This is a genomic window from Streptomyces sp. NPDC047525, from assembly GCF_040643025.1.
In the GTDB taxonomy this organism is placed as follows: Bacteria; Actinomycetota; Actinomycetes; order Streptomycetales; family Streptomycetaceae; genus Streptomyces; species Streptomyces durmitorensis.
Map to the genome: position 1 here is coordinate 23,187 of NZ_JBEYTL010000036.1, position 13,931 is coordinate 37,117.

2 protein-coding genes are annotated in these 13,931 nt (G+C 74.2%); both read right to left on the reverse strand.

Features of this window, described 5'->3' with window-relative positions; translation table 11 throughout:
• Nucleotides 1-35: 35 nt before the first annotated feature.
• On the reverse strand, nucleotides 36-5,474 hold the full coding sequence (locus tag ABZ833_RS44835) for a type I polyketide synthase (protein ID WP_361059661.1): 5,439 nt from the start codon (nucleotides 5,472-5,474) through the stop codon (nucleotides 36-38).
• Nucleotides 5,475-5,615: 141 nt separating this feature from the next.
• The coding region (locus tag ABZ833_RS44840; protein ID WP_361059664.1) for a type I polyketide synthase at nucleotides 5,616-13,931 on the reverse strand (8,316 nt) is incomplete at its 5' end.

Here is a 13,931-nt window from a genome sequence, read left to right on the forward strand (position 1 = left end):
CGTTCCTGACTCTCCTTGAACGAGGAAGGTGCGGATCAGTGGCCGGTGGAGCCGAGTTCGTTGTCGATGAAGCTGAAGATCTCGTCCACCGACGCCGAGGCGAGCGCCTCGGCCGCGTCGCTCTCGCCGGTCTCGTCCGCCGCGGCGGACTCGATGCGGCCGAGCAGGGCGCGCAGGCGTGCGGAGACGGCTGTGGACCAGGCGCCCGCGTCGCCGTCGACGGCCGGTACCAGACCCTCGAGCTCGTCGAGCGCCGTCAGGAGGACCTGCTGCGTGTCGGGCTCCCGAGGGGTGAGGCGCTCCCGTAGATAGGCGGCGAGTGCCGCGGGGTTCGGATGGTCGAAGACGAGCGTGAGCGGCAGTCGAAGACCGGTCACCGTGCCGAGCCGGTTGCGCAGCTCCACGGCCGTCAGCGAGTCGAAGCCGAGCTCCTGGAAGGCCCGGTCGTGCTCGATGCTCTCGGGGTCGGTGCGCCCGAGCACGGCGGCCACGTCCACGCGTACCAGGGAGAAGAGGAGCTGCTCCTGCTCCCGTTCGGTCAACTCGGCGAGCCGGGCGGGAAGGTGAGCCGCTGCGGGCGTGTCGGGGGCCGCGGAGCGGGCGACACGACGGCCACCCGCACCGGCCAGGTCGCGCAGCGGCGCCGGGAGCCGTGACTGCGAGCGCACCGCCGCCAGATCCATCGGCAGGGCGACCAGCGCGGCACGGCCCTCCCCGGTGGCCCGGTCGAACAAGGTCCGGCCCTCGGCGCGTGCGATCGGCCGGAAGCCGCCCAGAGCAAGGCGGTTGAGGTCCTTCTCGTCGAGCCGCGCGTTGATCCCGGCGTTCTGCTCCCACACGCCCCACGCGATCGACGTGGCGGGCAGCCCATGGGCGTGACGGTGTGCGGCGAGACCGTCGAGGAACGCGTTGGCGGCGGCGTAGTTGGCCTGTCCCGGCGCGCCGAGAATGCCCACGGCGGAGGAGAACAGGACGAACGCCGCCAGGTTCTCGTCACGGGTCAGCTCGTGCAGGTGCCATGCGGCGTCCGCCTTGGGCCGCAGTACGGTGTCGAACTGTGCGACGTCGAGCCCGCGGGCCAGGCCGTTGTCCAGGGCGCCCGCCGTGTGCACGACCGCGGTCAGGGGGTGGTCGGCGGGGACGCCGGCGAGGACCGCGGCGAGTGCTTCGCGGTCCGCGACGTCGACGGCCGCGAAGGTCACCTCGGCGCCCAGGCCGCGCAGCTCGTCGGTCAACTCCGCCGCTCCGTCGGCCCTTTCACCGCTGCGAGACGCCAGCAGCAGGTGCTTGACGCCGTGCGTCGCGACCAGGTGCCGGGCGAACTCGGAGCCGAGCGCACCCGTGCCTCCGGTGATCAGGACGGTGCCGTCCGCGTCCCAGTCCGGCGCCGCACCGCCCTCGGCGGGCAGCCGCTTGAGCCGCGGCACGAGGACGGTACCGCCGCGCACCGCGACCTGCGGCTCGCCGCTGGAGACCACGGGCCCGAGGGAGCGCACGGCATCGCCGGGGCCGCCGTCGGTGTCGGCGATGACGAACCGGTCGGGGGCCTCGGACTGCACCGACCGCAGGAAACCCCAGACGGCGGCCCCCGCGAGGTCGGTGACGTCCTCCGCCTCGCTCGCGGCGACGGCGCCGGAGGTCAGCACGACCAGAGGCGTCCCCTCCAGACGGTCGTCGCCGAGCCACTCGTGCACGGTCTCCAGGGCACGCGTGGTCGCGGCGCGCACGGCGACGTCCGGGGTGCCGTCAGTGGCGGGCCAGGGCAGCAGCACGGCGTCCACGGGCCGCCCGGAGGCGAGTGCGTCGGCGACGGCGCCGATGCTGTCGAAACGTTCCGCGGCGCCGACTCCCTCGTCCGGTCCGCCGTCCTGGGCGATCGTCGCCCAGACCAGGTCCTCGCCCCGCGCGGGCAGGGACGCGGGCACCCAGGCGGGCTCGAAGAGCACGTCCCGGCCCGTGCCGGCCGCGGCGGCGAACCGTTCCGCGGGAACCTCGCCGTACGTGACCGAGTCGACCGTGGCGATCAGCCCTCCGGACGGGTCCGTCAGCCGGAGCGCCACCATGTCCTCGCCGAGCGGCACGGCATCGGCCTCGACGGCGGTGGCACCGGTGGCGTACAGCCGGATCCCCGACCAGCGCGCGGGCATCCGCACCCCGTCCGCGCCGGGCTCGGCGGTGAACCCCGGCAGCGCGGCGTCCAGGAGCACAGGATGCAGGCCGTAGGTGCCCGCCTCCGAGTGCAGCTCGGTGGGCAGCCGTGCCGCGCTGGTCGCACCGCCCTCGCCCGGTGCCGCAGAGGGGGCAGGGGTGTCGGCCGGACCATCGAGGTAGTGCCCCTCGGCGTGCAGTGTCCACTCGGCCTCGGGGTCATCGGGCCGCGCCCACACCGTCAGCTGCCGTGCACCGGCCTCGTCCGGCGCGTCGACCCTCAACTGCACCTGCACGGCGCCCTCGTCGGGCAGGACGAGCGGGGCGCGCAGCTCCAGTTCCGCCACCGTGGACCGGCCCACCAGATCACCGGCGCGCACCGCCAGCTCCACCAGGGCGGCGGGCGGCAGGACGGTGCGGCCGAGCACCTGGTGGTCGGCGAGCCACGGATGGGTGCGCGGGGACACCCGGCTGGTGAACACGGTCTGCCCGGTGCCGGCCACGGTGATGGGGAAGCCGAGCAGCGGATGCCCTTCCGCACCCCACTCCAGGGCACCGGACTTGGCGGGCAGAGCGTCCAGCCAGTAGCGCTGGTGCTGGAAGGCGTACGTGGGCAGCGGAACCCGGCGCGCCCCCGTGGGCCCGTAGTAGGCCCGCCAGTCGACGGGCGAGCCATGGGTGTGCAGGGCGGCGATCGCGGCGGTGGCCGAGGACGGCTCGGGCCGGTCGCGGCGCAGCAGCGGCACCGCGCACGTCATGGTGGCCGTCGCCAGGGCGGTGAGCACCGGGTCAGGGCCGAGTTCGAGGGTGCTGGTGACGCCCTCGGCCTCCAGGGTGTGCAGCGCGTCGGCGAAACGCACGGTGCCGCGCAGCTGCCGCACCCAGTAGTCGGCGGTCGTCAGGTCGTCGCCGGCGGCCGTCTCACCGGTCAGCGTGGACACGATGGGGATGCGCGGCGTGCGGTACGTCAGCGTGGCCGCCACCTTGCGGAACTCGGCCAGCATCGGCTCCATGTGCGGCGAGTGGAAGGCGTGGCTGACCGTGAGGCGCTTGGACTTGCGCCCCTGCTCCTCGAGCTGCGAGGCGATGGCGTGCACGGCGTGCTGGTCGCCGGAGAGCACCAGGGACTGCGGCGCGTTGACCGCCGCGAGCGCCACCTCCGCCTCGCGCCCGGCGAGCAGGGGTGCCACCTCCTCCTCGGTGGCCTGCACGGCGACCATCGCGCCGCCGGACGGCAGCGCCTGCATCAGCCGGGCCCGCGCCGTGACCAGGGTCGCGGCGTCCTCCAGCGAGAGCACCCCGGCGACGTGCGCGGCGGCGAGCTCGCCGATGGAGTGTCCCGCGAGGTGGTCGGGCTTGACGCCCCACGACTCGACCAGCCGGAAGAGTGCCACCTCGACGGCGAACAGGGCGGGCTGTGTGAACCCGGTGGCATCCAGCTCGTCACCCCGGGCGATGACGTCGAGGACCGGCCGGTCCAGGTGCGGGTCGAGCGCCGCCGCCACCGCCGTGAGCGCCTCGGTGAAGACCGGGAAAGCCTGCGCCAACTCCTTTCCCATGCCCACACGTTGGGCGCCCTGCCCGGTGAAGAGGAACGCCGTGCGGCCGTTGCCGCGCGTGCCCCGGATCAGGGTCGGGTGCGCGGCGTCCTGGGACAGCGCCCGCAGCCCGGCGAGCAGTTCGTCACGGCTCGCGGCGGTGATCGCCGCCCGGTGGTCGAGGGCGGCCCGCCCGGTGGCCAGGGAGAACCCGACGTCGGGGCAGGCCAGTTCCTCCGCCGCGTTGACGTACGAGTACAGCCTCGCCGCCTGGTCGCGCAGCGCCCCCACGGTCTTGCCCGACACCAGCCACGGCACCGCTCCCGGCAGCACCACGGACGGCTGCGCCTGCGGCGCCCCCTCCGCCTCGACGGCCTCGGCCGCCTCGTCCGCCACGGGAGGCCGGTCCTCCTCGACGATGACGTGGGCATTGGTGCCGCCGAAGCCGAACGAGGACACGGCGGCCCGCCGGGGCCTGTTCTCCGCCGTGGACCAGGTACGTGCGTCGGTGAGGATCTCGACGTCGCCCGCCGACCAGTCGACGATCGGCGTGGGTTCGTCCACGTGCAGGGTTCTGGGCAGCACACCGTGGCGCATCGACTGGATCACCTTGATGATGCCGCCGACGCCGGCCGCGGCCTGCGCGTGCGCGATGTTGGACTTCAGCGACCCCAGATACAGGGGCCGGCCCTCGGGCCGGTTCTTGCCGTACACGGCGAGCAGCGCCTGCGCCTCGATGGGGTCGCCGAGCCGGGTGCCGGTGCCGTGCGCCTCGACGGCGTCGATGTCCGCCGTGGTCAGTCCGGCGTCCGCGAGCGCAAGCCGGATGACGCGCTCCTGCGCGGGACCGTTCGGCGCGGTCAGGCCGTTGGACGCGCCGTCCTGGTTGACCGCCGAGCCGCGGATCACCGCGAGCACGTCGTGCCCGTTGCGGCGGGCGTCCGAGAGCCGCTCCACGAGCAGCAGGCCCACCCCCTCGGCCCAGCCGGTGCCGTCCGCGGACGCGGCGAAGGACTTGCTGCGCCCGTCGGCCGCGAGCCCGCGAAGACGGGAGAACTCCACGAACGCCACCGGCGTCGACATCACGGTCGCACCGCCCGCGAGAGCCAGGTCGCACTCGCCGCGGCGCAGCGCGTTCGCCGCCATGTGCAGGGCCACCAGGGACGACGAGCAGGCCGTGTCCACCGATACGGCGGGCCCTTCGAGGCCGAAGGTGTACGAGAGCCGGCCCGACGCGATGGATCCCGCGCTGCCGCTGAACAGATACCCCTCGAAGCCCTCCGGCGGCAGGTGCGGCCGCGAGCCGTAGTCGTTGTACATGACGCCCGCGAACACACCCGTACGGCTGCTCTTCAGCGACTGCGGGTCAAGTCCGGCCCGTTCGAAGGTCTCCCACGCGGTCTCCAGGAGCAGCCGCTGCTGCGGGTCCGCGGCGAGCGCCTCGCGCGGCGACATCCCGAACAGCTCGGGGTCGAACTGGTCCGCGTCGTGCAGGAATCCGCCCTCGCGGGCGTACGACGTGCCGGCCTTGTCCGGGTCGGGGTCGTACAGGCGCTCCAGGTCCCAGCCGCGGTTGGCGGGGAAGCCGGACACCGCGTCCGTTCCCTTGGCGACCAGGTCCCACAGGTCCTCGGGCGAGGCCACGCCGCCCGGATAGCGGCAGGCCATCGACACGACCGCGATCGGCTCGCGCGCCCTGTCCTCGGCCTCCCGCAGGCGTCGCTTGGCGTCGCGTGCGTCGGTGATGGCCTTCTTGAGGTAGTCGCGGAGTTGCGCCTCGTCAGCCACGTGAATTCAGCTCCCGGATGTCGGTGTGTGCGGTGTACGTGGGCGATGTGCCGCGGACCGAGGTCCGCGCCGTCGGCGGTGGTGCCGGGCAGCGCCCTGCGGGCTCGGCGGCCGTGGCCGCAGGACGGGATCCGCCGGCCATCACTCGCCCTCGTCCAGGAGCGCGAACAGCTCCTCGTCGCTGGCCGCGTCCAGGTCCGTGTCGTCCCCGGCCTCCTGCGAGCCGCCGTCGGGGCGGCCCGCGGCCTCGGCCGCTTCGAGCAGTTCCCGGAGCCGGACGGTGATGCGGTCGCGCGCCTCCTGGTCGGGGGCGGCCGAACCGATCGCCGCCTCGAGGCCGTCGAGGGAGGACAGGACGGGATCCGCGGCCGACGACTCCTCGACGGCCAGTTCACCCAGCACGTACCGGGCCAGCGCCTGCGGCGACGGATGGTCGAAGACAAGCGTCGTGGGAAGCCGGAGACCGGTCGCCCGGTTCACCTGGTTGCGCAGCTCCACCGCGGTCAGCGAGTCGAAGCCGAGCTCCTGGAACGCCCGGTCGGGCTCGATGGCGCCCAGATCCCCGTGCCCGAGGACGGCGGCCACCTGGGTGCGCACGAGATCGGTCAGGAACCGCTCCCGATCGCCGTCGGCGAGCTGCGCGAGCCGTACGGACAGCGGCTCCTCGGCCGCACCCGCGGCCGCCGCACTCGCCGTGGCCGTACGCCGCGACGAGGGCAGCAAGGACCGCAGCGTCGCCGGCAGCTGGGCGCCACGGGCCCGCAGGGCCGCCACGTCGAGACGGCTGACCGCGAGCACGGCCTCGCCGGTGGCGGGCGCCGCGTCGAACAGGTCCATGGCGTCCTTGGTGGCCAGCGGCAGCAGCCCCAGCTGGGCCAGGCGCCGCAGGTCCGTGTCGTCGAGCCCGCCGGAGATGGTGCTGCTCTCGCCCCACAGACCCCAGGCGAGCGAGGTGGCGGGCAGGCCGTCGGCGTGGCGGTGGGCGGCGAGGGCGTCCAGGAACGTGTTGCCCGCCGCGTAGTTGGCCTGGCCCGCGGTGCCGACCAGACCGGCCACCGACGAGTACAGGACGAACGCGGTCAGGTCCGCATCCCGCGTCAGCTCGTGCAGATGCCAGGCCGCGTCCACCTTCGGCCGCATCACCCGCTCCAGCTGCTCGGCCGTGAGCTGCCCGACCGTGGTGTCCTGGAGAACTCCCGCCGTGTGCACGACCGCGGTCAGCGGATGCTCCTGCCCGATGGTCTCCAGGACCCCGGTGAGGGAATCCCGGTCCGTCACGTCACAGGCCGCCATGGCGACCTCGGCACCCAGTCCGGTCAGTTCCTCACGCAGCTCGGCGGCGCCCGGGGCGTCCGGGCCTCGCCGGCTGAGCAACAGGAGCCTGCGTGCGCCGTGTTCGGTGACCAGGTGCCGGGCGAGCACCGTGCCGAGCGTGCCCGTGGCGCCGGTGATCAGGACCGTGCCGCGGTCCCAGCGCGGCTCCTGTGCGTCGGCCGTCCTGCCGGTGCGGGCCAGGCGTGGCACGGACAGCGCACCGCCGCGTACCGCCACCTGCGATGCGCCGCTCGCCACCGCCGCGGCCAGCGCGTCGGCCGTCGCACCGCCGGTGTCGCCCGGGTCGAGGTCGACGAGCGTGATCCGGTCCGGGTTCTCCGTCTGCGCGGACCTGACCAGACCCCACACCCCGGCATGCGCCAGGTCGGGCACGTCCTCGGCGCCGACCGCCACCGCGCCCCGGGTGACGACCACCAGGCGGGATCCGGCGACCCGTTCGTCGGCCAGCCACGCCTGCAGCGTGCCCAGCGTCCGTCCGACGGCACGACGGGCCCGCTCGGGCAGGTCGTCGCCGGCGTCGCCCGGAGCCGCGAGCGCGGGCAGCACCACCACCGGCGGCACCGCACGCCCCGCGTCGAGATCGGCGCCGAGCGCGGCGGGGTCGGCGTACACCACGTCGACCCCGAGCCCCGCGGGACCGTCGCCGAGCACGGCCCAGTCCGCCGTACCGACGGCGCTGGCGATGGACGGTGTCTCGGTCCAGCTCATGCGCAGCAGACCGTCCCGTGAGGCGGCGGCGCCTGCCTCACGCAGGGCCCCCTTCGACAGCGGCCGCAGGAGCAGCGAATCGGCGGCCGCGACCGGGGCGCCGGTGCCGTCGGCGACCGTGAGCCGGGTCTGCAGGGAATCGTCCCCGTCACCGACCAGGGTGAGACGCACCCGCAGATGCGTGGCCCCGGTCGCGTACAGGCTCACCCCGGACCAGGCGAACGGCAGCCACGACGTGCCGCCCTCCTCCACGACACCCGGCAGCAGCGGATGCAGGGCGGCATCGAGGAGCGCCGGATGCAGGCCGAACTGGGCGGCCCCGGAGCGCAGTTCCTCGCCCAGGGAGACCTCCGCGAACAGCTCGCCCTGCCCCTTCCACACGCGCCGCAGGTTGCGGAACGCGGGACCGTAGCCGTACCCGTCGGCTTCGAGCCGCTCGTACACACCGTCGAGGTCCACCTCGTCGGCGTCCACGGGAGGCCAGGACATGAGCCCCGACCCGGGTTCCGTGTCACCGGCGAGCAGGCCTTCGGCGTGCGTCGTCCACGGCGCGTCCGCGCCGTCCCGCTCGGCCCTCGCGTACACGGTGACCGGCCTGCCACCCGCCGTGTCGGGCTCACCCACGACGACCTGCACCTGCACGCCACCCTGCTCGGGCAGGACGAGCGGTGCGGCCAGGGTGAGATCCACGACGTGGGCGCAGCCGACGTGTTCACCGGCGCGCAGCACCAGTTCCAGCAGGCCGGTGGCGGGCACGAGCACCAGGCCCTGCACGGCGTGGTCGGCGATCCAGCCGTGGCCGTGCCGCGCGATCCGGCCGGTCAGCAGATACGCGTCGCGGTCCGCGAGGCGCACCGCAGCACCGAGCAGCGGATGCCCGGCGGAGCCGAGCCCGAAGTCCTCCGCGTCACCCGCCGCCGCAGGACCCTGGAGCCAGTAACGCCCGCGCTGGAAGGCGTAGGTGGGCAGATCGGTGCGGCGCGCCCCGGGGAACAGCGTCGACCAGTCGGCGTCCGCGCCGCGCAGCAGCGCCTGCGCCACGGCCCCGGCGAACGCCTCGGCCTCGGACCGGCCCGACCGCAGCACCGGCACGAGAAGTCCCGGGTCCTCGGACAGGCAGTCCTGCGCCATCGCGGTCAGCACCCCGTCCGGGCCCAGCTCGATGAACTCGGTGACGTCCTGCGACTCCAGCCAGCGGATGCCGTCGAAGAAGCGCACCGCCTCCCGGATGTGTGTCGCCCAGTAGTCGGGCGAGGCCAGCTGCTCGGCGGTGGCCCGCTCACCGGTCACGTTGGACACGAGCGGGATGCGCGGCTCGTGATACGTCAAAGTGGCGGCCACCGACCGGAACTCCTCGAGCACCTCCTCCATGTGCGGGGAGTGGAACGCGTGGCTGACCGGCAGCCGCTTGGTCCTGCGACCCTGCTCCCGCCAGTGCTCGGCGATCGCCGCGACCAGATCCGCGTCGCCCGAGACGACCGTCGCCCGCGGCCCGTTGACCCCGGCGACCGCCACGGCCCGCGGGTCGAACTGTGCGAGATGCGCCCGCACTTCCTCCTCGCCTGCCTGCAGCGCCACCATCGCGCCGCCCTCACGCGCGGCCTGCATCAGACGGCCGCGCTCGGCGACCAGCGTGCACGCGTCCGCCAGGTCGAGCACCCCGGCGGCATGCGCCGCGGTGACCTCGCCGATGGAGTGGCCCATCAGGAAGTCCGGCGCGAGGCCGTGGTGCCGGGCCAGCCGGAACAGCGCGGTCTCCACCGCGAACAGCGCGGCCTGGGTGAACACCGTCTGGTCGACCAGGGCCGCGTTCGCCGAGTCCGGCCGGGCGAACAGCACGTCCTTGAGCGGATACGGCAGCTCCCGGTCCAGGTGAGCGCAGACCTCGTCGAGGGCCGCGGCGAACACAGGGCTGCTCTCGTACAACTCACGTCCCATGCCCAGGCGTTGGCTGCCCTGCCCGGTGAACAGGAACGCCGTCCTGCCCCGTCGGCCGCTCCCCGCGCGCACCACCGACGGCGACTGCTCGCCGTCGGCCAGGACGCGAAGGCCCTCGAGCAGCTCCGACCGGCTCGCGCCGACGACTGCGGCGCGCCGCTCCATGCGGGCCCGAGCCGTCGCCAAGGTGAACCCGACGTCCCCGGGTCGCAGGTCGGCCCGCCCGGCCAGGTGGTCGTGGAGGCGCCCCGCCTGCTCACGCAGCGCCCGGTCGTCCTTGGCGGACAGGAGCAGCGGCAGCACGCCACCGTCGAGGTCCGTCGATTCGCCCGCGGGGGCGTCCGGTTCGGCCGGTGCCTGCTCGAGCACGACGTGCGCGTTGGTGCCGCTGATGCCGAACGACGACACGCCGGCGCGGGCCGGACGCCCCGTGACCGGCCATGGCCGCGCCTCGGTGAGCAGCTCCACGGCCCCCGCGTCCCAGTCGATGTGCGCCGAGGGGTTCTCCGCATGGAGGGTGCGCGGCAGCACCTGGTGCCGCATCGCCTCGATCATCTTGATCACGCCGCCCACACCGGCGGCAGCCTGGGCGTGCCCGATGTTGGACTTCAGGGACCCCAGGTACAACGGCCGTCCCTCGGGCCTGTCCTGTCCGTACGTCTCCATCAGGGCCTGCGCCTCGATCGGATCGCCGAGGCTGGTGCCGGTGCCGTGCGCCTCGACGGCGTCGACCTCGTCGGGGCGGAGCCCGGCCGCGGCCAGGGCCTGCCGGATCACACGCTCCTGGGAGGGCCCGTTCGGCGCGGTCAGACCGTTCGACGCCCCGTCCTGGTTGACGGCGGTTGCGCGGACGACGGCCAGGACGCGATGCCCGTTGCGGTGCGCGTCGGACAACTTCTCGACCAGGAGCAGCCCCACGCCCTCGGCCCAGCCGGTGCCCGAGGCATCGGCGGAGAAGGAGCGGCACCGCCCGTCCTCGGACAGACCACGCTGCCGGGAGAACTCCACGAACGTGTTGGGCCCCGACATCACGGTGACACCACCGGCGAGCGCCAGATCGCACTCGCCCTGCCGCAGCGCGCTCGCCGCCAGATGCAGCGCCACCAGGGACGACGAGCACGCCGTGTCCACGGTCACCGCGGGGCCTTCGAGCCCGTACTGGTAGGAGAGGCGCCCGGACACGACGCTGGAGAGGTTGCCGGCGAGCAGGAAGCCCTCGAACTCCTCGGGGCTCCTCGCGAGCCGCGACGCGTAGTCGTCGTACATGGCGCCCGCGAACACCCCGGTCCGGGAGCCGCGCAGCACGGCGGGATCGATGCCCGCGCTCTCGAACGTCTCCCACGCCGTCTCGAGCAGCAGCCGCTGCTGGGGATCGGTCGCCGTCGCCTCGCGCGGCGACATCCCGAAGAACGCCGGGTCGAACTCGTCGGCGTCGTGCAGGAACCCGCCGTGCCGCGTGTAGGACGTGCCGGTCCGCTCCGGGTCCGGGTCGTACAGGCCGTCCAGGTCCCAGTCCCGGTTGACGGGGAACTCGCTGATCGCGTCCGTGCCGTCGGACACCAGCCGCCACAGGGCCTCCGGCGAACGCACCCCGCCGGGGAAGCGGCAGGCCATGCCGATGATCGCGATCGGCTCGTCCGCCGCGCCCCGCCGCACGGGAGCGGGCGCCACCGCGGGCTTCGCCCCGGTCACGACCTTGCCGTGCAGATACGAGCCGAGAGCGGTGGGCGAGGGGTGGTCGAACACCAGCGTCGCGGGCAGGCGGAGCCCGGTCGCGGCGATCAGCCGGTTGCGCAGCTCCACCCCGGCCAGCGAGTCGAAGCCGATGTCCTTGAAGGACCGTTCGGGATCGATCCGGTCGGCGCTCGCGTGCCCCAGCACTCCGGCGACGACCGTACGCACCAGTTCCATGACCGCGCCGAGCCCCTCACAGTTGGGCAGCGCCGCGATCTGCGAGGCCCAGGCGCCGTCGGCGCCCGCCGGTGCGGCCTTGGCGACGGAACGGCGCGTGCGCACCAGCCCTCGCAGCGGCGCGGCGGGCAGCCCACCCGCGACGCGCATCCGGCCCAGGTCGAACTTGGCGGGCACGGCAAGGGCCGGACCGCCCGCGAGCGCGGCATCGAAGAGGGCGAGCCCGGTGTCCGGGTCGAGCGGCGTGACACCGGCCCGCGTCCAGCGCGCCAGATCCGCCTCGCCCAGGTCCGCACCCATGCCGTGCGTGCCGTCCCACAGACCCCAGGCCAGGGATGTCGCGGCCAGGCCGCGGGCACGGCGGTGCGCGGCGAGAGCGTCCAGATAGGTGTTGGCAGCCGCGTAGTTGGCCTGGCCCGCGGTGCCGGTGATGCCCGAGACCGAGGAGAACAGCACGAACGCCTTCAGCGGCTGCCCCTCCGTCAGCTCGTGCAGATGCCGGGCCGCGTCAGCCTTGGGCCGCAGCACGGCAGTCAGCTGCTCCTCGGCCAGCGACTGCACCGTCGCGTCGTCGAGGACGCCCGCGGTGTGCACCACACCCGTCAGGGTGTGCCCCTCGAGGGCCGCCTCCAAGGACTGACGGTCACTCACGTCGCAGGCGGTGACCGTGACGTCGGCTCCCAGCTCGCCGAGTTCGGCGGCCAAGGCATCGGCGCCCGGTGCCTGCGGCCCGCGGCGGCTGGTCAGGAGCAGCCGCCGCACGCCGTACTCGGTCACCAGGTGACGGGCGAACAGAGCGCCCAGACCGCCCGTGCCGCCGGTGACGAGAACGGTCCCCTCCGCGTCGAACTCGGGCGCTTCGGCGTCCCCGCCGACGGTCCGCCGCGAAAGCCGCGGCACCCGCAACTCCCCGCTGCGCACCGCGATCTGGGGTTCACCGGTCGCCACCGCGGCGGCGACGAGCTCCTGCGCCTCGCCGCTCCCGTCGACGTCGACGAGCACCACGCGGTCCGGGTGCTCGGACTGCACCGAACGCACCAGACCCCACACCGGCGCTCCGGCGAGCCCCGGAACCTCGTCGTCGGGCAGCGCGCCGACCGCACCACGGGTGACGAACACCAGGCGCGAGCCCTCGAAGCGCTCGTCGCCGAGCCACTCCTGGGTCACGGCCAGCGCGCGCCGCACGCTCTGGTGAGCGGACGCGTCGGAATCCTCGCCGTCGATCCGTACGAGCAGCACATCCGCGTCGTACGACGAGGGCAGCTCCGTGGCGTCACCCAGCTCGGCGATCCGCAGCGCGGAGCCGTCCGCCGCGGTCACGACGGGCCAGTCCAGCTGGAACAGGGCGTCACCCGGCCCCTGTGCCGCCGGTGCGACCGCGTCCTTGGCGACCGCACGCAGCGCCAGCGACTCGACGACCGCGACCGGAGCCCCCGCGGTGTCGAACAGGTCGAGCCGCACGGTGTCCGTGCCGGTCTCGGTGATGACGACCCGTAGCTCCGCGGCCCCCGACGCGAGCAGCGCACCGCCGCTCCACGCGAACGGCAGCCGGATCTCCTCGGGCCTGCTCATGTCGGCCGCCGCCAGGACGACCGGGTGCAGCACCGCGTCGAACAGCGCGGGATGCAGGCCGAAGAGGTCCGCGTCGCCCCGCAGTTCGGCCGGGAGCGCCACCTCGGCGTACGTACGGCCCGGCGCCTGCCACATGCCCCGCAGGCCTTGGAACGCGCTCCCGTACTCGTAACCGAGGTCCGCGAGGCGCTCGTACGCGCCGTCCATCGGCACTGCGACGGCCTCGGCGGGCGGCCACTGCCGGGGCAGCTCCGCCACGGCCGCCGTGGCGCCACCGGATTCGAGGGCACCAGAAGCGCACCGTGTCCACGGCTGCGGCTCGTCGTCCCCCGGCTCCGGCCGGGCGTGCACGGTCAACGGCCGCAGGCCCGAGGCGTCCGGCGCGGCGACCACGACCTGCACCCGCACGGCCTGCCCCTCGGGCAGCACGAGGGGTGCCTCCAGGGTCAGCTCGGCGAGCCGACCGGCACCTGCCTGGTCACCGGCCGCCACGGCGAGTTCGAAGAACGCCGTGGCCGGCACGAGCACCGTGCCGTTGATGGCGTGATCGGCCAGCCACGGATGACTGCTCGGCGAGAGACGGCTGGTGAACACCAGCTCCTCGCGGTCGGCGAGCTCCACCGATGTCGCGAGCAGGGGGTGTCCCGCCGGGTCGATGCCGAGGCTGCGGGCATCCGTGCGGGACTCGGGCAGCAGCCAGTAGTGCTCACGCCGGAAGGCGTACGTCGGCAACTCGACGAGCCGCGCGTCGCTGTCCGCGTAGTACGCCTCCCAGTCCACGGCCACACCGCAGGCGGCTGCCCGCGCGAGGCCCGCGACCGCCTCGGACGGTTCGTGGCGGCCGCGGCGCAGCAGGGGCACGAAGACCCCGTCCTCCGCGGTCTGCTGACCCAGATCCGTGAGGGTGGTGTCGGGTCCGAGTTCGAGGTAGGTGGTGACGCCTTGGGTGTCGAGGTGGTGGATGGTGTCGGCGAAGCGGACGGCTTCTTGGAT